This is a genomic window from Flagellimonas sp. B-3 (assembly GCF_056857835.1).
The window spans coordinates 546,008-566,523 of the sequence record NZ_JBSXNW010000024.1; the positions used below are offsets into that span (position 1 = coordinate 546,008).

At 41.0% G+C, this 20,516-nt stretch carries 21 protein-coding genes; 5 read left to right on the forward strand and 16 right to left on the reverse strand.

The genetic code is table 11. The features are described 5' to 3' along the window. Positions 1 to 11: 11 nt before the first annotated feature. The 3 genes from porW to AC13CS_RS15035 form a co-directional block, all read right to left on the reverse strand. A complete protein-coding gene (gene porW, locus AC13CS_RS15025; protein ID WP_482888855.1) occupies positions 12 to 2,543 on the reverse strand; it encodes a type IX secretion system periplasmic lipoprotein PorW/SprE in 2,532 nt (843 codons plus the stop codon). A 100-nt stretch (positions 2,544 to 2,643) separates the two neighbouring features. Further along, on the reverse strand, positions 2,644 to 3,339 hold the full coding sequence (locus AC13CS_RS15030; RefSeq protein WP_293166370.1) for an ABC transporter ATP-binding protein: 696 nt from the start codon (positions 3,337 to 3,339) through the stop codon (positions 2,644 to 2,646). A 22-nt stretch (positions 3,340 to 3,361) separates the two neighbouring features. After that, a complete protein-coding gene (locus AC13CS_RS15035; protein ID WP_293166368.1) occupies positions 3,362 to 4,831 on the reverse strand; it encodes a DUF5687 family protein in 1,470 nt (489 codons plus the stop codon). A 120-nt stretch (positions 4,832 to 4,951) separates the two neighbouring features. Between AC13CS_RS15035 and AC13CS_RS15040 the strand changes: the two genes are divergently transcribed. After that, positions 4,952 to 5,998, forward strand: coding sequence for a ferredoxin--NADP reductase (locus AC13CS_RS15040; protein WP_293166366.1), 1,047 nt, complete (start codon positions 4,952 to 4,954; stop codon positions 5,996 to 5,998). 419 nt (positions 5,999 to 6,417) lie between these two features. Here the strand turns inward: AC13CS_RS15040 and AC13CS_RS15045 are convergent, their stop codons facing one another. Beyond that, complete coding sequence (locus AC13CS_RS15045; RefSeq protein WP_293166364.1) at positions 6,418 to 7,182, reverse strand: patatin-like phospholipase family protein; 765 nt, start codon at positions 7,180 to 7,182, stop codon at positions 6,418 to 6,420. 156 nt (positions 7,183 to 7,338) lie between these two features. Here AC13CS_RS15045 and AC13CS_RS15050 point away from each other — a divergent pair, with 156 nt between their 5' ends. The 3 genes from AC13CS_RS15050 to arsS all read left to right on the forward strand — a co-directional run bounded on the left by AC13CS_RS15050 (position 7,339) and on the right by arsS (position 9,546). Then, positions 7,339 to 7,899, forward strand: coding sequence for a fasciclin domain-containing protein (locus tag AC13CS_RS15050; RefSeq protein WP_293166362.1), 561 nt, complete (start codon positions 7,339 to 7,341; stop codon positions 7,897 to 7,899). A 207-nt stretch (positions 7,900 to 8,106) separates the two neighbouring features. Then, complete coding sequence (locus AC13CS_RS15055) at positions 8,107 to 8,442, forward strand: arsenosugar biosynthesis-associated peroxidase-like protein (RefSeq protein ID WP_119607732.1); 336 nt, start codon at positions 8,107 to 8,109, stop codon at positions 8,440 to 8,442. 15 nt (positions 8,443 to 8,457) lie between these two features. Further along, positions 8,458 to 9,546, forward strand: a complete 1,089-nt coding sequence (gene arsS, locus AC13CS_RS15060; protein ID WP_293166356.1) for an arsenosugar biosynthesis radical SAM (seleno)protein ArsS — start codon at positions 8,458 to 8,460, stop codon at positions 9,544 to 9,546. Positions 9,547 to 9,591: 45 nt separating this feature from the next. Here arsS and AC13CS_RS15065 read toward each other — a convergent pair whose 3' ends face one another. The 9 genes from AC13CS_RS15065 to AC13CS_RS15105 all read right to left on the reverse strand — a co-directional run bounded on the left by AC13CS_RS15065 (position 9,592) and on the right by AC13CS_RS15105 (position 16,193). Continuing rightward, complete coding sequence (locus AC13CS_RS15065) at positions 9,592 to 9,852, reverse strand: Txe/YoeB family addiction module toxin (RefSeq protein ID WP_293166354.1); 261 nt, start codon at positions 9,850 to 9,852, stop codon at positions 9,592 to 9,594. Further along, entirely contained in the window at positions 9,853 to 10,101 is a 249-nt protein-coding gene (locus AC13CS_RS15070) for a type II toxin-antitoxin system Phd/YefM family antitoxin (RefSeq protein WP_293166352.1), read from the reverse strand. Positions 10,102 to 10,209: 108 nt separating this feature from the next. Beyond that, entirely contained in the window at positions 10,210 to 10,401 is a 192-nt protein-coding gene (locus AC13CS_RS15075; protein WP_482888856.1) for a hypothetical protein, read from the reverse strand. A gap of 100 nt (positions 10,402 to 10,501) precedes the next feature. Then, positions 10,502 to 10,783 (reverse strand): addiction module protein, encoded by a 282-nt coding sequence (locus AC13CS_RS15080; protein ID WP_293166350.1) that lies wholly within the window; start codon positions 10,781 to 10,783, stop codon positions 10,502 to 10,504. A gap of 166 nt (positions 10,784 to 10,949) precedes the next feature. After that, positions 10,950 to 11,447, reverse strand: a complete 498-nt coding sequence (locus AC13CS_RS15085; RefSeq protein ID WP_293166348.1) for a hypothetical protein — start codon at positions 11,445 to 11,447, stop codon at positions 10,950 to 10,952. A gap of 439 nt (positions 11,448 to 11,886) precedes the next feature. After that, positions 11,887 to 13,371 (reverse strand): fibronectin type III domain-containing protein, encoded by a 1,485-nt coding sequence (locus AC13CS_RS15090; protein WP_293166346.1) that lies wholly within the window; start codon positions 13,369 to 13,371, stop codon positions 11,887 to 11,889. Positions 13,372 to 13,582: 211 nt separating this feature from the next. Continuing rightward, complete coding sequence (locus AC13CS_RS15095; protein ID WP_293166344.1) at positions 13,583 to 14,632, reverse strand: glycosyltransferase family 9 protein; 1,050 nt, start codon at positions 14,630 to 14,632, stop codon at positions 13,583 to 13,585. Beyond that, positions 14,616 to 15,221: a DUF4254 domain-containing protein gene (locus AC13CS_RS15100; protein ID WP_293166342.1), complete on the reverse strand. Its 606-nt coding sequence runs from the start codon at positions 15,219 to 15,221 to the stop codon at positions 14,616 to 14,618. Before AC13CS_RS15100 ends, AC13CS_RS15095 begins: the two co-directional genes overlap by 17 nt. A gap of 42 nt (positions 15,222 to 15,263) precedes the next feature. Beyond that, positions 15,264 to 16,193, reverse strand: a complete 930-nt coding sequence (locus tag AC13CS_RS15105; protein ID WP_293166340.1) for a DUF6427 family protein — start codon at positions 16,191 to 16,193, stop codon at positions 15,264 to 15,266. A gap of 39 nt (positions 16,194 to 16,232) precedes the next feature. On the opposite strand from AC13CS_RS15105, the gene AC13CS_RS15110 reads away from it, so the two are divergent. Continuing rightward, complete coding sequence (locus AC13CS_RS15110; RefSeq protein WP_293166338.1) at positions 16,233 to 16,454, forward strand: DUF6341 family protein; 222 nt, start codon at positions 16,233 to 16,235, stop codon at positions 16,452 to 16,454. On the opposite strand, the gene purD is transcribed toward AC13CS_RS15110, so the two are convergent. The 3 genes from purD to AC13CS_RS15125 all read right to left on the reverse strand — a co-directional run bounded on the left by purD (position 16,449) and on the right by AC13CS_RS15125 (position 20,390). Beyond that, positions 16,449 to 17,720: a phosphoribosylamine--glycine ligase gene (purD, locus tag AC13CS_RS15115; protein WP_293166336.1), complete on the reverse strand. Its 1,272-nt coding sequence runs from the start codon at positions 17,718 to 17,720 to the stop codon at positions 16,449 to 16,451. The genes AC13CS_RS15110 and purD overlap by 6 nt on opposite strands. A 244-nt stretch (positions 17,721 to 17,964) precedes the next feature. After that, on the reverse strand, positions 17,965 to 18,951 hold the full coding sequence (locus tag AC13CS_RS15120; RefSeq protein WP_293166334.1) for a UDP-glucuronic acid decarboxylase family protein: 987 nt from the start codon (positions 18,949 to 18,951) through the stop codon (positions 17,965 to 17,967). Positions 18,952 to 19,040: 89 nt separating this feature from the next. Continuing rightward, positions 19,041 to 20,390: an exopolysaccharide biosynthesis polyprenyl glycosylphosphotransferase gene (locus tag AC13CS_RS15125; protein WP_293166332.1), complete on the reverse strand. Its 1,350-nt coding sequence runs from the start codon at positions 20,388 to 20,390 to the stop codon at positions 19,041 to 19,043. Between the last annotated feature and the right edge of the window lie 126 nt (positions 20,391 to 20,516).

Below are 20,516 nucleotides of genomic sequence, written 5' to 3' on the forward strand. Positions count from 1 at the left end.
GGTTTTGGGGATTAAAATTGTGCTTTGTATGATTCTAAGTTCTTATGGACTTGGATGATTTTGTAATTATCTGATAAAATTACAAAATTCTCATCTTTAATAAGGTAGTCCCTATTGTTTTTTATAAGCTCGGCAAAGCCTAGGGCAAAATCTTTGGAGGGAAAACCATGTACCACCACAAATTCATCTTCCAGATTATAGATATCCTTGGAAACAATGTTCTTGTAATTCAATTCTTCGATTACTTCTGCCAAACGCTCTTTAAGTTTGGTGGCCTTTTCATCATTTCTAATGGTAAAGGGAAAGACTACCTTCCAGTTTCCTGCGCCCGTGGAACCTGTTTCTGGTGAGAATTCTTTGTTCTCCAGTTTGGGCAGTTGCTCGTCTATCATTTGCTGGGCCTTTTTCCCTTCGGGGTTGTTGGGGTAGGTGAGCGCCACATAGTTCAAGGCTTCCTTAAAGGGCTCAAATCCTTGCAAACGACCAATGGCATTCGCTTTCAGCATTTCAAACTTGGGCACAATGGGGTCGCCCGTAAATTTGTTGATGTATTCCTCGGATTGCGTGATCACCCTTAAAAATTCTTGCTTTTGGTATTGTTTGAACAAAGCTGCATATCTGGCATCGGGGCTGTCCGAATCTCCGTCGAGAACTGCTTGCGGGTTTAATAAAATCTCGGCATAGCGTGTATCGGGATGGTTGGTGATGATGTTCTGCTTCATATCCATAACCAAAGGGCTGCCCGATTCTTCGTAAATCTTGTATAGGTTGTATTTTGATGGGAGTATCAAACGTTCTTCGGGGTTTGAGGAAAGTACGCGTTCCAACTTGGCGGCTGCCAGCATATTGTCCTTAAATTTCTCCTTATAAATCAACCCTAATTGATAGTTGGCAAAGTTGCGTTCTCCCTTTAAACTATCAATAACGGTCATATCGGTCGGTACTTGTTCCAAATAATAATCTACGGAATACTTTTGGTCTTCCGTCAAGACCTCATCATTGCCTGCAACCTCTTCGCCCGTTGCCTCGGAAACCAAGGTTTTTGATCTATTGCTCCATCGCCAATCATCTTCAAGAGACCTTGTACCCCAACGGGTTTTAAAATCGTTTCTGCCATGGCCCAAACTGGTAATGTTATAAAAATAGAACTTGCCCTGATTTTCTTTTCCTCCCTTGCTGTCAGCAAACGTAGCAAACCCAGCATTGGTACGTTCTTGTTGTTTCTCTGCTTCGGCCTCTTCCTTACGCTTCATTTCAGCGATAAAATCCTCAAAATAGGCCTTGCGTTCCGCTACGGGCATCTGGTATAAGGTAATTACGCTATCGGCATGCTGTACAATATCTTCGTATTTGATAACATCCTCGAGGTTGTCCAACTTTTTACTAATACTCCGGTACTTCCGTGTGTTTTCGTTCAGGTTGGTCAAGGTGCTGTCATAATAAGAACCTGCCATCCTGTACGCGTCCTCATCAAAATAATAATCCGCCAAACTCTGATAGTTCAGTGCATTCAATTTGCGCTCTCCCTGCGTAGCTTGTATCGATTTGTTGTAATAGGCCAAGGCCAAACTATCCGATTCGTAGGCCATGTGGTACTGGGCCACTTGACGGTAAATTTTGTCCAGAAATGGTCTGTTCTCCCTATTCTCCTCCAAATCCGTAAGGTATTCCAGCATTTCTTCCCTATTGGCCTCCGTAAGTTCGGTGTTCTGGATTTTTTTTAGGTGTGCGTTGATCATGTACACCCTTGGTGATTTACGGTTGAGTTCAATCACCTTGTTGTAAGCGTAGTTGGCGCTATCCTTATGGCCCAATTGATCGTACAACTGTCCGATTATAAAAAGGTACCTTCCCTTCTCTGGGTTCTTTTTGGTGTAGGCCTGGGATAGCTTCAATTTTTGAATGGCCGTATCGGGAGCGTTCAAGTTGATGTAGCACTGGGCGAGAACCGCATTGGCGTCGGCATATTCCTGGTCCTTCAGTTTTTCGTATTTAAAGAGGCGCTTCAGGTTTTTAATGGCCACTTCGGGATTGTCCAGCCGCATGTTGGTTTTTTCCCTCCAAATGGTTGCCTCGTTCAGCTTATCGCTCTCCACATATTTTCTTAGGATATAATTGAAGGATTCCAAAGCCGGTATGTAGCGTTGGTCAAAATAGCGGGACTTCCCGAGCAGAAGGAATGCTTCATCAATTTGAGGGTTTCGTTCCTCGTCCTTAATGTCCATGCTGTGCTTTTGGATGGCCTTGGTGGCCTTTTCCTCGGCAATAAGGAAGTTGGGGTTGTTGTCCTCTGAGTCTAGTTTTATCTCGTCGGTGACCTTTAAGCGCTCCACGGGAAGAATTTCCCAATAATCGTCACGATACGTGGCATTGATTTCTTCCAATCCTTGTTGAAAGGCCAAATTACCGTTGTACAAGGTGTTGTACTCGGTGTTGAGTGCGTGCCAATTTCGGTTGATGAATTTATCTTTTTTGGTGGAACATGCATTGAATGCAAGTCCTCCCAAAACCATGGCGCCTAAAAATGTGTGATGAAGCTTCAAAATTATCGATAATCTTGTGTAACCTTAAACTCAAAAATGAGCGGATTATTATAAGGCTTATCGATAAAATGCAAGAATTTTTGGCGATGCTTTTCAAACATCAACCGGCAAAGAAAGCTTCGAGCTCCTTCATGGTTTCCGCAGAGGTATGGATGTCTTTCACGATTTCGCCTTTGTTGAGCACCACGATACGTTCGCAGACTTCGGTAACATGAATCAAATCGTGACTGGAAACCAATACCGTGACCCCTTCTTTGGCCGCCAAATCCTTGATGATTCCCTTTAACCGAATTTGGGTGGTCGGGTCCAAATTGGCAAAGGGTTCGTCCAAGACCACTACTTCGGGGTTGCCAATAAAGCTGGCCACAATGCCCACTTTCTTTTGGTTTCCTTTGGAAAGATCTCTCAAATACTTTTTCTGGCCCAATATTTCCCCATGGAAGAAATCGTCGAAATTGGCCAGTAGGGCATCCACATCGGCCTTGTTTCTGCCGCGCAGTTCCCCGATAAAGTAAAAATACTCTTCGGGAGTTAGGTAGCCTATCAAAAAGGTCTCATCAATAAATGCCGAAGTAAACGGTTTCCAAGCTTCGCTTTGGTCTACTTGCACATCTTTGTTGACAATGTGCCCGGTTGAGGGCTGAATCAAATCCAACAACAGACTGAAAAGGGTTGTTTTTCCCGCTCCGTTGTTCCCGACCAGACCAAAACTTTGGCCTTTGGGGATTTCCAGTTGTTCAATGTTCAAAACGGTCTGCTCTCCGTAAATCTTGGTTAAATTATGAACTGTGATCATGTATTTTTTTATTAATGGTGTGTTATTTCTGTTTGTATGCTTGCAATGTTTTGTACTTTTCTTTTTTGTAGATGCCCTCGATCATGGTGAACACCTTTTTCTTGAACACAAATCCAAGTAAACCGAAAACGGCCACAAAAACGTATCCTGCGGTCGGGTTGATCAAAAAATGACCAATGGCATAAATCCCCATCGGCAATACCAATTTGGGCAAAGTGAGCAGGAGTGTCTTGGCATTGAATGCCTGTTTATCGCCAAATGCCTTTTTGTTGGAGGTGAGATCGATCGGGGTTTTTACATAGGCCCCGCCCCAAAGTACCAAGTAACTGTTTATTCCAACATTGTAAATGGCACCTACCAATACCGCAGCATAGGCCTCCCATCCAAAATAGATATAAAAGGTGGCCAAAATGGTGGAGATGATGGTCGCAATGATCACCAAATACCATTTGGATGACAAGTACTCGCGGTACTTGATGTTCTGGCTCATCATCAAAGGATAATAGCTACTGTCCCAACTGGGCACATACTGCCCAAAACTAAAGAGGAACCCTCCTGTAACAAAAATCCCCGCAAAAATTTTCCAAAAAGGCCCGTCGTATACTTCGAGGGCACCCGTAAAAAAGAGCAATCCATAAAATATAAAGAAGAAGCCCATGAGCACCGCCGTTCGCGATCTTTTGTTCCGCTTGATCAGTTTGATGTCGTTCTTTAAAAAGGTGCCCAGATTGCCAAAGCGATCTAGCCATTCCAAGTTCTCTGTTTTGGCCTCGGTCTGTTTTTTGGCCAGACCACCATCCAGATACATATGCTTTTTAAAATAGGAGAAAGCACCGTAGTACATTCCCAACAAAACCGACCAAGGAATTATGGCCGTCCATGGCATGTCATAGAAAAAATCGAATATGGGTTGGGTATAAACGGTAATATCAAACCATTGGTAGTACTGGGAGGCTCCGGCCAGAATAAACAATACGGCAAACACATAAAAAACAGCATTTTTGTTGTTTACCATAACATTGAGGAAGTTGTTACAGTAAAAAAGGGCCATTAAAGCCAAATGCCATCCGATAACCTGTATTGGTGGATATCCCTCAACCAGCAACACAATACTAAAGGGAATAAAAAAGAACGCGTGGGCTATGTTAAAAAACGAGATTACGGTTTTACCCAGCGAAAAATTGACAACCTTGGTTTTGTTAATGGGCAAATACAACAAAGGTTTAATATTGGTTACTGGCATTTTTTGCAGCATGTACCTAAATACAAGATCAAAGGCAAAATAGTAAACCATAAACCGATTGACCACCCGCAACGGATCGCCGATTTCCATGTCCTCGATAATAAAATAGGCCCCAACGCCCATTCCCAGGAACACAACAATAAAGTATAGTGCTCCCAAGGCCATTAAAATCTTAAACCAAATCTCTGTCTTAAAACTTGCTGACCTAAAAAATGACTTCCACTGGAGTCCAATAAAATGTTTGAGCATGGTTGGCGTTTTTTTAGTTGGTGTCCAATTTATTGGATTTGTTACAGAAGAGGTACGCTTTTTATAAAAATAGCTGCTCAAAAGGAGTGTAATGCTTAATTTTGCAGCAAAATTCTTTACATGAGCCATTTTCATGCTTTAACCATAGCCGCGGTGGACCAATTGACTCCCAATGCCGTGGCCCTTACTTTTGATGTTCCAGAAAATCTTAAAGAAGCTTATCGTTTCAAAGCTGGACAGTATATTACCTTAAAACATAAATTGAACGGACAGGAACTACGCCGGGCCTATTCCATTTCCACACCGCCATCCTCTGGAAAATTAACGGTAGGCATCAAAAAGATGGAAGGCGGCACCTTTTCCGTATATGCCAACGAGAATTTAAAGGTCGGTGATACCATAGAGGTAATGGTTCCAGAAGGCCGTTTTGTTTTTGATGAAACCTCTCCAAAAAAAATTGCCGCGTTCGCTGCCGGCAGTGGTATTACGCCGATCATGAGCATTGCCCAAACCGTTTTGGAAAACAACCCGGAAAATACCTTTGTATTGGTATTTGGTAACCAATCGCCCGAAGAGACCATGTATTTTAAAACAATACAGTCGCTAAAGGAACAATATGGCGACCGCTTTTTTGTGCAATATGTATACAGTAGGTCCCATGAGGAAGACGCCCTTTTTGGTAGGATTGAACGATCTACCGTAAACTTTGTGCTCAAAAACAAGTTCAAGGGGACTGAGTTTGATGCTTTCTACCTCTGCGGACCCGAAGATATGATCCAACAAGTATCCGCTACACTTAAAGAAAACAGTGTTTCCGAAGAAAAAATCCATTTTGAGCTTTTCACGAGCGATGATACCGAAGATGAACTTGCCGGAACATTAGAAGGCAAGACCCAGGTGGAGGTAATCTTGGATGATGAGACCTTCACTTTTGTGATGGATAAAAAAGAATTGGTCCTCGATGCTGTTTTAAAACAGGATATAGACGCTCCTTATTCTTGCCAAGGTGGTGTTTGCAGTAGCTGCATTGCCCGCTTGACCGAAGGAAAAGTGGAAATGGTAAAGAATCAAATCCTTACCGATGGTGAAATCGAAGAAGGTTTTGTTTTGACCTGTCAGTCGCATCCCATCACATCAAAAATCAAGGTGGATTACGACGATGTTTGATGCTCGATGTCAGAAGCCCGATGTCGGGTGTCCGTTTCGGGTTGCTGGACCAATAACTTAGTCCGAAATGTCACGTTGAGCCCTTCGGCTATGCTCAGGATAAACTAAAGTCGAAACGTCCGAAGTCGGAAGTACGCAGTCGGCAGTGGCAGTTTGCAGTAACTCAATAACTTTGTAACTCATAACTCTTAACTCTGAACTTGAACTTGAGCTTGATGCTTGATGCACGATGTCCGAAGTCGGAAGTACGCAGTCGGCAGTGGCAGTTTGCAGTAACTCAATAATCCAATAACTCTTAACTCTGAACTCTGAACTTAATACTTGACACTTGAACCTTGTCAACAGCACAGTGGGCGAAATACGGGATGTACTAATTCAACAACTGAGCAGCTGAACAACAAAATCGGGGAATAGGGGGCTTACAAAAATTTTTCCAAGGCCCTACTGCCATGCTCATACCCAATGTTGAAGGCGTTTTCGATACCTTTTTTGTCCAATACCCCAATCGAATCCAATTCCTTTGGTTCGATAAAAAGGTCGCATTGGTGCAATTTTTCATTGTTTGAAGCATGGATCATTAAACTGGTGACCCTTCCCGTAAGCTGAAAGGAGTTTCGCAAATCTTTCTTTTCCAGAGGTGCGGTTATAGATACGTTGCTCCCTATAATAAAATCCGTTAGGTGATCCACGTATTCCTTTGGAAAATTGTTCATGATGCCCCCGTCTGCATAAAGCACATTATCAATCTCCACCGGACTAAAAACGGGTGGCAAAGCTGCCGATGCCAAAAGGGGTTTTATGAGTTCCCCATCGTAAAACACTTTTTCATTTCCTTTTAATAGATCCGTGGCCACCACAAAAAGCGGCCGCTTCAAGCTTTTAAAATTATTCTCCGGGAAAAATTCTTTAAAAATATTAAAATAGCGTTCCGTGTCTATAAAGCCGGGCTTTTTTATGGCAAAGAAGCTATATTGAAACAAAGGTGTTTCTTTAAAAAAGGCGAGCATTTCCTCCACAGAGTTGTCGTTGGCGTAAAGTGCGCCCACCAAGGCTCCTACACTTGTGCCCGCCACTACTTTGGCTTCAAGATTGTGTTCGCGCATGGCCTTGATCAGACCTATGTGCGCCATTCCGCGAACACCTCCCCCAGAAAGCACGAGGCCTATGGATTTGTTTTCAAGCATTTGGGTAAATCAATAAGGAGCAAAGTTAACATATTGCAGCTTGGGACACATTGTTCCTACATCGTATTTAGATTAAATAATCATCAATCTTACCAAAAACCAAACCCCCTCCGCAAAAACTCCGTAAGTGATTATATAAACTAAAATTCAAATCACATGAAATCTTTAAAAACATTGACGCTGATATTATCCTGCGTTGGATTTATGACAATTACAACCGGATTCTCTCAAACTAAAATGGTGGGAGGCGCTCCCATGTACCCGAGCAAGGACATTGTTTCCAATGCCGTAAACTCCAAAGACCACACTACTTTGGTCGCTGCCGTAAAAGCCGCCGGTTTGGTAGAGACGTTGCAAGGCGAGGGACCTTTTACGGTATTTGCACCCACCAACAGTGCATTCGAAAAATCACCGGAAGGAACCGTGGCAACCTTGCTCAAGCCAGAAAATAAGTCAAAATTACAAAGTGTACTTACCTATCACGTAGTGGCTGGAAAGTACAATGCCGACGATTTAATGAAATGGATAAAAAAAGGGGATGGAATGACAGAGCTTACGACGGTAAACGGGGGCAAATTGACTGCTATGATGGGTGATGGCACCATTATGATCAAGGATGGTGCTGGTAATGTATCCACCGTAACGATTGCCGATGTAAATCAATCCAATGGGGTGATCCATGTTGTGGATACCGTAGTACTTCCTTCGTCTAAATAGTTTTGGTTGGTTTATATTTGAATGAGTACAAGAGCGGCATTTGTCGCTCTTTTTCATTTTAAAAGTCTCATAATCAGATGCAACCTTGTTTATTTTGACAAAACCAACAATTTATCGATCAAAACATGTAATCCATCCCATATCGTTTCGACCAAAATGAATAGTGATATTTGTTGTATGTTTAGGTGAAACATTAAATAAAGAGACATGGCCAAATCATATTACGACCCTGCTGACTTGAGAAAATTTGGTAAGATTACCGAATGGAGCGAAGAGCTGGGCAACAAGTTTTTTGACTACTACGGAAAAGTTTTTGAGGAGGGAGCGCTGAGCGCCAGAGAAAAGTCCTTGATCGCCCTGGCCGTATCGCACGTGGTTAAATGCCCGTACTGTATTGATGCATATACCAAAGATGGCCTGCAACGGGGAATCACCAAAGAAGAAATGATGGAAGCCGTACACGCAGGGGCCGCCATAGAAAGTGGTGCCACCTTGGTACATGGGGTACAGATGATGAACAAGTACGACAAACTTTCCATGTAAACCTATTTTAGATTAATGGCACAAAGCATACTTACAGACCTAAAAAAAGCAGCGAAAAAATCCTTAAAGGCACAGAAAGACGCACTTGCCAATACCCAAACACAGCTAGAAGTTCTAAATGGGGAGCTTTTTGCGGATGGTGAGCTGCCCTACTTTAAAGATAAAATTGCAGAAACAGGCCATTTTCCATTACGGCCCAAAACACTGGAGGTGCTCCAGATCAATGTGGGATACATGTGCAACCAGGTTTGTGGGCACTGCCATGTGGATGCCGGTCCGGACCGGAAGGAAATCATGACCCGGGAGACCATGGAGCAATGTCTGGAGGTGATTCGGAATACTGGGGCCCATACTTTGGACCTGACAGGCGGCGCGCCTGAAATGAACCCCGATTTTCGATGGTTTGTAGAGGAAGCATCCAAAGCAGGCATCCAAGATTTTATTGTGCGTTCCAATCTCACCATTATTTTGGCCAACAAAAAGTACCACGACCTGCCTGAATTCTTTAAAAAGCACAATGTCCATGTGGTATCGTCCATGCCGCACTATACCCGTGGAAAAACCGACAAACAGCGTGGGGACGGTGTTTTTGATAAATCTATAAAGGCCCTGCAAATGCTCAACGAAGTGGGCTATGGGAGGCCAGGTAGCGGTTTGCGTTTGGATTTGGTGTACAATCCTTCGGGGGCATTTTTGCCTGCCGACCAAGCTGCCATGGAACACGATTTTAAAAAAGCACTGAAAGCCGATTTTGACATTGATTTCCACAACCTTTTTGCCATTACCAATTTGCCGATTTCAAGGTTTTTGGATTATCTCATCGCTTCGGACAATTATGAGGATTATATGTACTCCTTGGTGGAAGCCTATAACCCGGCTGCGGTAGAAAATGTAATGTGTACCAACACCATTTCCGTAAGTTGGGACGGTTGGCTCTACGATTGCGATTTTAACCAAATGTTGGACCTAAAGGTAGCGAGCAAGGTAAAGCACATTAAGGATTATAATGATGACGTGCTAAACAATCGGGACATTGTTATCTCACAGCATTGCTATGGCTGTACCGCGGGAGCGGGAAGTAGTTGCCAAGGTTCGGTGGCTTAAGACCGTCTTGTACGTCAGAACGACCGCGCTCGCACTAGCGGGACGTTACTTTCCATAATGATATCGGCAAGCTGCAATCAATAACCTATCATTATCATATTTGTAGACCAATCGGTGTTCCGATGTTATCCGTCTTGACCAATAGCCCTGTAAATCCCCTTTTAAGGCTTCGGGTTTTCCAATGCCCTCAAAAGGGGTGCGCATACAGCTTTTGATAAGCTCGTTTATTCGTTTTACTATTTTCTTGTCGACTTTCTGCCAATACAGATAATCTTCCCATGAAGATGTGGACCAGGTCAGTTTCATCTACTCGATCATATCTCTTTCAATACCGTTTCCCGCTTCCAGTTCTTTGATGGAGTTCAAGAGGATATCTCTGTTTTTGCCCGTCAACAAATAGGTGGTTTCCTTTAATGAATTGTATTCGTCCAATGATATCAAAACAAGATCCTTGCCGCCCTTGCGCTTGATGATGACCTCGCTTACATCGTTGACAACCTTATCGAACCAATGTTTTAGGTTTGATCTAAAGCCTGTATAGTTTACTGTTTCCATAGTGCAAATATACCATAAAAGTACTTAAACACGTACTTTTTAACTAAATGAACGTGGCGTACCTATGATTTGCCGTTGGTGCGAGCCAAGAGACTGGCTTAACAGGGGTTATTTTTTCCTCTTTACTGGATCTTGCCAAGTGTTGAACACGGAGTAAACGATTACCTTGTTCTTTATGACCTCGTAAACGATAAGGAACGGAAAACGCCTTATGAATGCTTCCCGGTAAGGTTTGCGCTTTTGTGGGAAGTGTTTCGGGTTTGTGGTGATTCTATCAAAATAACTGTCCAAGTGTTCCAAAAATTCTTCGCCCAGTCCCGTTCGTTTTTCCTCATAATTAAAGATAGGCCTCGATGATTTCCAGATTGGCTTCGTCCTTGACCTCTAAAATATATGTCATCTACTGACCGGCGTTTCTTGCGTTCTGTTTGACCTGTTCCCAAGTAAGGGATTTGCTTTCCCCCTTTAAATGGGCTTCCCTCCGCTTGTCGATTATTTGATATTGTTCTTCGGTCAAGGCAAGTTCTTGCTCATCTTTTTGGTAACTTTCGGCCAAAGCCTTTATCATTTTCAAAAGTCTTATATCTGCTGTTTCCACGTACCCCTTTACAGTATCCCTTAAATCCATCGTTGCCATAATAGCTTCGTTTTTCTTATAATAAAGGTACAAATTCTGTTCCATAGGGATTTGTCTTTTTCAATTTAAAGGATGGGACGCGCCTATTTTTCAAGTCTCTCGCAGGTAAAAGCGTGTCTTTGTCGATAGATGGGTATCGTACTTATATCACTAAAATACTCTATTGCATATTCCTGTAAAGTCGAGCTAACAAGTAGGGGGATCATATTATTCAATAATCAAGGTTTCTAAAACTTGTTTTGCTTGAATTTATCATGTAGTAAGATGTAAGCGGTATGTATTGCTCATATTGTCGCTTCTCCTCATCTGATATGTTTCTTTTACCAAAGTATTCTTCATAATCCCTGAATTCAACATAGCTAATGCTGTTTGAATCTTCCTTTGATAATAAACTACCATTTGTTTTGTTCAATTTCTGAAATCCTCCGAATTCATTGATTAAAAAGTCCATTAGAAAATACAGCCCATCAATATCTTTGTCATCTTTGCACATTGCGCAGCCTGTCCAACTCCATTGAGGAACAAAACCTAAATTGTCGGTCAAACTTCTTTTTTCGGCATTGCTTATATATTCAAATTCGTTTTGCGATGAATGACTTAACAGTATCATTCCTGTCAAGCCCCTGGATTTTCTTCTTTTGGATGAAGGATGCATTGAAATAAGCGACATGTCGAGAAATAATTCCCAACCATTGTCCAGTTCACGCACCCTATTATGCTTATGAAGTGTTTGCCTTGCAGAGAATAAATTGTTCAATTTGTTCCGAACAGCTTCAATAGGGACAAAATTTGAGTTTTTATAGTATAGTGTGAAGCAAGGACCTGCCATTTTTATTGTTTTAACTCTTATTCTACGTTATTCCCGCGTTTATAATCAAGCTACCCTATTACAATTGATGGATGGCCCTAACCAATTAGCCAATTTGTTTTTTGGAACGTTTGTGAGAGCAAACTTTAGAAGAAAATAAAGAATTTCTTGAAACCAACTACCCCCAGGGCAAGCCACAGGGGTATTTCGCTGGTTTCATTTTGACACCAGGATCAAAAACCGAAATTCTATTATTGGATTCCCGTTTTCACGGGAATGACAGTTGCGATGGAAACCCCGATGCAAACATATGGGGAATTCTTTTTCGGTTAAAAAATCTTTAATTCGTCTCTTCCACAATATCAAAGTTTATCTTGTAGATTTCACCATTATCCACAACATGAACATATCCTGTTTTGTCCATGCTTATTGTATTATAGTCCTCTGCTGAAAAAATTCCACTGGAAATAGATGTGGGGTAAAAAATAAAGCTGTCAATGGAAATATTGCCCGCACTAAACTTTGATATGTTTATGTTTTCAATATTTTCTGAAAATTTAACAAAAAGCTGACCGGCAAAGAATTCACTCTCTGGTGTATACAAAACTGCTTCCGTAACTTGCAAAGTAGGGTGTTCTGCATAGTCTGTTGTGAATACGATTTCTTTTTCCAGGGTTTTGGTGAAATGTTCCTCTTCCATCACGGCAACAACAACCACCTCGTATTGAGTACTTGGTTCAAGACCTTCAATAAGATAATTTGTCTCCAAAATAAAGGTGTTGGACGGTTGCTGCTGCACCCCATCAAGATAAACACTATAAACCACCTCCTTGTCTTCAGGATAGGTGGAGGGTGTCCATTCTATAGATGCAGATGTACTGTCAAAACTTGTGATTTCAACATCAAAATTTGTAAGTTCGGGGTGTGTCAGGGTGGTAAAAGTAATGGTTTCTACGGTCTCTGTCTCATTTAAGGCTTTAGCTACTATTTCGACTGTATAGGTTTCTCCTTCATTTAAACCATCAAACATATATGAGTCTGCTGTACTAGCAAGGTTATCCAATACAAGTAAACCATCTAAGTAAATATCGTAATAGTAATCATAATCGCCCTCAACTGTAGGCGGAATCCATGTGACTTGTAGGCCGTAGGGGTCTAAATCTTCCAGTCCATTAATTGAGTTTCCTACAGACAATGGAAAACTTGAAGGCGGAACACCAAGTGTTTTAAAAGAGCTTTGTGCACTTTTTGTCTTTCCATTAGAGCCAACAGCAACAACTTCTATTGCGTATTCCTTAAAAGACTCCAATTCTTCCAACAAAAGTGAAGTTCCACTAAAATTCTCTTGCAAAAGGTCATCGTTTAAATACACTTCGTAACTAATTTCAGAATCGCCTTCAATGGTTGAAGATGTCCATGTTAACTCTGCACTATTGCTTGTTATTTCATTTACGTTTATCTCAAAACCTGTTGGGCTAGGTGCCTGAACTGTGGTGAACGAGTACGCCTTCTCGCTAGTTTTTCCCTTATTGCTAGATGCAACAACTTTTCCGGAATATTTTGTCAACTCTTCCAAATTTTCCAATTTCAAAAAACTTGATGTAACATTATCGGCCACTAAAGAACCTTCCAAAAATATTTTAAAACTCAATTTGGATTTATCAGAAATAGATGCAGTCCATTTCAACATAGCGGAAGAGCTTGTTATTTCAGTTGCCGTGATTTCGGAAACCACAGGTACTATTGATTCCTGAACGGAACTTTCTTCATCTTTAGAGCAGGAGAGTATCAACAAAGAGAAAAGGAATAAAAAATATTTTTTCATAATAACGAATTTGGTTTAATCGAGTCAGATTGAATATCTAACATACAAGTGGCCAAATTCAGAAATTAATCCTTATTTGTTTTGACGCAATTGATGGGTGCCGTATTACAATTGATGGATGGCCCTAACTAATTGACCAATTTATTTTTGGAAATTTTGCGAGAACAAACTCCAGAAGCAATTAAAAATAAATTAGTGGCTACAAAATGGTTTAAACCTCCAAAACCCCCAACAATTTTTCCAAAACCTTTTGGGGCTGAATGGTTTTCATGGCATTTTCGTAGCCTTCGGGTACTTTGTTGCCATAAACTGAGGTTGGTATCAAAGGATAGGCTTCGCGGTCGGCCATAAGTGCGTTTTCCAAAGGCTGCCCAAACGGATAAAAGCCAGCATAAGGGTGGGTAACACCCCAAAGCGTCACTACTGGAATACCATAGTTGGCTGCCATGTGCGCGTTACCGCTATCCATGGACAACATTACATCCAAATTGGAAATGAGTTGCAATTCTTCGGATAGATTTAACTTGCCCGCCATGCACAAGGTATTTTTGTAGGTAGCTGCAAGCCGTTCCAGTACCTCCACTTCATTGGTTCCACCTCCAAACAACAAGATTTTATACTTATCGGTATCGTTAAGGGTTTTGATTATCTCTTCTGTGGATTTCAACGGATACATTTTGCCTTCGTGGGCGGCAAAAGGTGCTATCCCAACCCATTTTTTGGTGCCCTGCTGCACAAGTTCCAATACTTTCTCTGAGAGTTGAACACGTTCCAATGGTTTGGCATTGGATAAATCAATGGGAAAACCGAGTTCGGCAAAAACATCGGCATATCGCTGGTGTGTGCTCTTTAATTGCTCAAAAACTTTGTTCTTGGGGCGGGTGAGTGCTTTTTTATCCATTCGGCCCTTGTCAATCTGAGCAAACGGAATGCTTTCCAAGACAAAATACTTTTTGAGCACACGACTTCGCAGCACATTATGCAAGTCGGCAACGGCATCAAATTTTAAGGGTTTTAGTTCTTGGTACAATCGCCAAAGCCCAATAAGGCCTTTGTGCCGTTTTTTAACATCGGCTTCTTTTACCTGAACGTTCTCCAACCCATTAAAAATGGGCATGAACGGTTTTTTGGTAAGTACGGTAAGTTGTACTTGTGGATATTGTTCGGTTAGTGCGCGGATAATGGGCACGGTCATTGCCACATCGCCCATCGCCGATAACCGAATCAATAAAATATGGGTGTTTTTACCCTTTTTGACCACGAAGTACAGGATTTAGTTCATCGTCGTTGTACATTTTCATCTGTTTGTAGACTTTCATGTACTTGTTTCCAGCTTCAATATCGGCCAATAATTGGTCAATGGCTGTGGAAAGATCTTTTTTCTGCTCCAAAAGCACGGCAAGTTTATCGCTACATTTTTGGAGGTGCTCTGGTGAGGCATCCGTTCGGTTCACCTCTTCTTGCATGTGATAAATTTTCAATGCCAAAATGGAAAGTCGGTCAATGGCCCATGCAGGACTCTCGGTGTTGATCGTGGCATCATCCTGTACTTGTACCGACTGGTATTTATTCAAAAAATAACTGTCGATATATTCCACCAAATCCGTACGGTTCTGGTTGCTCGCGTCGATTTTTCGTTTAAGATCCAACGCAGCCACCGGGTTGATGTCAGGATCACGAATGATGTCTTCGTAGTGCCATTGTACGGTATCGATCCAGTTTTTTCTATAAAGCAGGTGCTCTACTTTATCCTTTGGATAAGGGTTGATGAATTCTTGGTACACATCGTCCTTAATGTGATAGGCATCTATACTTTCCTGAAATATCTTGAGGGCAAAATCGCTGAACATTGCTTACATAAATTTGTTCAAAGATATTGCTTTATGCCATAATTAGTTAAGATGAATGGCAAAAAGCGAGCAGGCCACGACCATGCTTAGGATCAAGACCATTTCTTGAAGCCTAGGCTTTTTTATACCCTCGAAATAGTTGGTAACAAAAACGGCTGCGGGGAAAAAAGTAATCAACACGGGAGAAGCATCGGCCGGGGTAAAAAGAATAATGCCCGTTCCCAAAACAAAGATCAAGAATACTATCCTGAGCAAAAGCAATTTGCCGCCGCTCACATTGCGCAGGCGCACAAACACCAAAATGGAAACAACAATCGTTAAAATAAGGTAAATCAAGGTCTTTATGTTAAGTACCTGGAAGAATGATTTGGTGGTAAAAAGCCCCAATGAGAACTGATAGTGTTCCTTAAAAAAGCCCAAAGAGCCCTTCAGTTTTAGCACGGTAAATGTCAAAATAAAAATAGCGGCAAGCCCTAATAACGGTACCAACCAATTTTTCAGGGTCTTTCTGTCATAAACCAAGATTACGAAAAATACAAGAAACATAAATGCCAAGGCCCAATCGTAAAATAAACTTGCAAGGGCAATCAGTAGGGAGGCATCAAAGATTTTGTGCTTTACATTTTTTATGGATTTGATGGACAGTATCCTCCAAAAAGCCAAAAGCAAAAAAAAGTTGGCGAAAATCACATTTTGAAGGACGAACTCATCAGAAAATGTGATAATCAAAAGCAAAAAAAACAGCATGGCATAGGAATTGGATTCCGTGGCCTTTTCGGTTCTTACAATTTGATTGACAATAAAAATGGAAAACAACAAGGCTGCAAACAACAAGATTTCCAAGGCAATAACCTCATTGATTCTTTGTTCCCCGGACTGATAAAAGACATTGGTGAAGTAAAAAAGAAATAAAATGATGGCAAGGACAATGTAATTTATAGGTTTAGTTTTTCCGAAAAAGCTTGAAATCATCTTATCTTTTGCTACTTTTGTAAAGTAAATATAGCCAACATGAGCAAGTTTTTTTACGGTATAGAAGACTTATTTGTAAACTACCTTTTCGCACCATTGGATTTTTTCCGTTTTATGGACAGCTGGTGGGGTGCCAACTCCATTAACTGGATTTTTATGATCATAGGCTTTGTAGCCATGGTTTATTGGATGGGCCAATTGAAAATTTTCAATGAAAGTGGTGAGGAAGACAAGAGCATCAGCTCTCACTCCTACCTATAGATCGAATCCTAAATCCTTTCGGTAATACATGCCATCAAAATGGAGCTTTTCCATATTTTGATAGGATTTCTGTAGTGCTTCCTTAAAGTCTTTTCCAAAGGAAGTAACCGCTATTACGCGTCCTCCATTGGTTACAACTTTTCCGTTGGACAGTTTTGTGCCTGCGTGGAACACAATGGAATCTTCAATGGTTTCGGCTCCCGATATTTCCTTGCCTTTCTCATAAGCTTCAGGATAACCGCCCGATACTGCCATAACGGTTGTTGCCGCCCTTTCGTCAACTTGAAGGTCTACTTGATCCAGGGTTCCGTTAGCCATGGCCAAAAGCACCTCAACCAAATCCGTTTTTAGTCTTGGGATTACCACTTCGGTCTCGGGGTCGCCCATTCTAACGTTATACTCGATTACCTTGGGTTCGTTACCGACTTTTATCAAACCAATAAAAATAAACCCGACATAGGGCAGATTATCCTTTTTAAGGCCGTCTACGGTAGGTTTTACAATTTTACGCTCTATCTTGTCCATAAAGGCTTTATCGGCAAATGGAACCGGGGAAATGGCCCCCATGCCCCCTGTGTTGAGGCCAGTATCTCCCTCGCCTATTCTTTTGTAATCCTTGGCTGTTGGAAGAATTTTATAGTTGGTGCCATCAGTAAGTACAAAGCAGCTCAATTCAATGCCGTCCAAGAATTCCTCGATGACCACCGTGGCGCTTGCGTTGCCGAATTTGGAATCCACCAGCATGGATTTTAACTCGTCCTTGGCTTCTTGTAAATCCTGAAGAATCAACACACCTTTGCCAGCGGCAAGTCCGTCTGCCTTAAGGACGTAGGGCGGTTTTAGGGTTTCCAAAAAACTATACCCTTCTTCCAAGGTCTCACTGGTAAAACTTTGGTAGGCTGCCGTTGGAATATTGTGCCGCATCATAAACTCTTTGGCAAATTCCTTGCTTCCTTCGAGTTCTGCTGCTGCTTTCTCCGGTCCGATTACTGGAACGGATTTTAGTACTTCGTCATTCAAGAAAAAATCGTGTACCCCTTTTACCAAGGGGTCTTCTGGTCCAACCACCACCAAATTGATGCTTTCTTTCAACACCAATTGTTTAATGGCTTCAAAATCGTTCACACCTACCTCAACATTTGTGGCGATTTGGGAAGTTCCCGCATTACCGGGCGCTACAAATAGTTTGGATGTTTTGGGGCTTTGTGAAATTTTAAGGGAAATGGCGTGTTCGCGACCACCAGAACCCAGGACCAGGATGTTCATGATTCAAGTTTTGGCAAAAATAACGCAATTCAAATATAATTTGGGCCTTATTTGTGAATGATCTGCGCTTACTTTTTTATACGCCTGCACGCCGCAGGCAGGAATTGCATGAATTCCGCTATGCCATTATTAATCAATCCGTTGGACACGAATGCCACTAATTTCCACGAATGTTTTTAGGCAACTCTTTATTTCTCACCTACCTGCCCGTCCGGCAATCGGGCGTTCGAAATAAAAAGAAAAATTACTTTTTGTTATGGTTTGAAAAGTCCCTGTGTTCCGTTTTTTTGAGTTCTTCTTTGGATAACCCTTTGAAAAATTCAAACGTTTTGCGCATGCCTTCTTCACGTCCCACTTTGGGTTCCCATCCCAGAATTTCCTTTGCTTTGGTAATATCGGGTTGGCGCTGCATGGGGTCATCTTTGGGCAACGGCTTATAAATGATTTTTTGGTCGGTTCCAGTAAGCTTGATAATTTCCTCGGCAAAATCCTTAATGGTGATTTCATTGGGGTTGCCAATGTTTACTGGAAGTGTGTAGTCGCTCATCAGTAAGCGATAGATTCCTTCGATTTCATCATCTACATAACAAAAAGAACGGGTTTGTGAACCATCGCCAAAAACGGTCAGATCCTCACCACGGAGTGCTTGTCCCATAAAAGCTGGGATTACACGACCATCGTTCAGTCGCATTCTTGGTCCATAAGTGTTGAATATCCGTACAATCCTTGTATCCAACCCATGGAACCGGTGGTATGCCATGGTGATGGATTCTTGAAAGCGTTTGGCCTCATCGTATACGCCTCTTGGGCCTATGGTGTTTACGTTACCGTAGTACTCCTCAGTTTGTGGGTGTACCAAGGGGTCTCCATATATTTCTGATGTGGAGGCTATCATGAAACGAGCGTTCTTTTCCTTGGCAAGACCCAACAGGTTATGGGTTCCCAATGCCCCTACTTTTAGCGTTTGAATGGGAATCTTTAAATAATCAATGGGGCTTGCAGGCGAAGCAAAGTGGAGGATATAATCCAAATCTCCCGGTACATGTACAAAGTTGGTTACATCGTGATTATAGAACTTAAAGCGTTCCAAAGGGAATAGGTGTTCTATGTTTTTAAGGTCTCCGGTAATAAGGTTATCCATTCCAATAACCTCATGCCCTTCTGCAATAAATCTGTCACAAAGATGGGAACCAAGAAAACCTGCCGCTCCGGTAATTAGAGTTCTTTTCATTTATTTATATTGTAATCTTCAACTTTACAAACATAGTCTTTACAAACACAGAATAAAAGTTTTATCCTCAAGCATTCAAAATATCAGGTTTAATAAGCTTTCTCCTCACCTTTGAGAATGTTTATAAACGTCTGAAATATAATTTTCAAATCCAGTAACATAGACCAGTTTTCTATATAAAAAAAATCATATCTAGTTCTGTTAACAATATCTTCATTCGTTTCAATTTCACCCCTATAACCTTTAGCTTGGGCCAAACCGGTTATTCCGGGCTTTACGTAGTGCCTAAGCATATACTTTTGAATTGTGGTATTATACTCCTTGTTCTGCCTCCATAAATGAGGTCTAGGACCAACAACGGACATTTGTCCAAACAACACATTTATAAATTGTGGCAATTCATCAATACTTGTTCTTCTCAAAAAGGCACCAACTCGCGTTACCCTAGGGTCGTTTCTTGTTGCCGATTTCTCAGTTTCATTATTAATGGTCATTGTTCTGAATTTATAGCAACCAAATCCTTCTTCCTTAAACCCTGGTCTATTCTGTTTGAAATAAATAGGCCCTTTGGAATCGAGCTTAATCAATATCCCAATTATCGGCATTAACCATGACAATAAAAAAATAATTATAGCAGAAGAAAAAATAAAATCAAAAACTCGTTTGGACAATCTATTGAAGGAATCATCCAATGGAAGTTCTCTTAGTGAAAGTATTGGGAAATATTCATAATAATCTAACCTCAAATTTTTAGTGAAAATCTCTCTGTTGTCAGGTATGAATTTGAGTTTTATCAAGTTATTGTCCGCGTAATTAACATATCTACTAATGTCAGAGTTGGACAATTCTTTTACGGAGCAATAAATTTCGTCTATTCCTGCTTTTTTGATAAACGAAAGTGACTCCTTCAAATCAAAATCCTTTGATTTGGGTGAGAATTGCTTAATCACATGGTATCCATACTCTCCATGCTTTTCAAACATGTTAATTAATTGGTCTGTCATTCTATTTTTTCCAATTACGACAATATCCCGTAAGCTCCCTTTCACTTTTGTCCTGTATTGCATCAAAAGGTAATAATTGAGAAATTTTAAAGTGAAAATCGAGAAAAAGACAGATAAAAAGAAAACTCCCAGATAAAACCTGCTTATGTTAGGTTGCTTAAAAAATCCGATAAAGGCATATAATATTAGAAAGAAAAAAATGAATTGTCTGAATAACAATTTCAATATGTAAGTGACTTTGGTAAATCTAAAAATAACATAAAACTTATTTTTAAACGAAACAATAATCCACATCAAAGTTATGTAGCCATGAAAAAGTAATGGAAACCTAAATAAAATTGGAAAATAGTATACCAGAATGTTAATAGCCAACAAATCTAAAAAGAGAGAAATCGGATAAATAAAACCAGAAAGATTGTTCTTCTTAAAAAACATTGTTAAATTTTATAATTGCGGCTGACTTTTAACAAGCACATTTTTATTAAAAGTTCAAAAATAAGTAAAGAAATCTTCTTAATTACTTTTTATCTCACTAGGATTCAATTAAGCCATTTGGTCTTT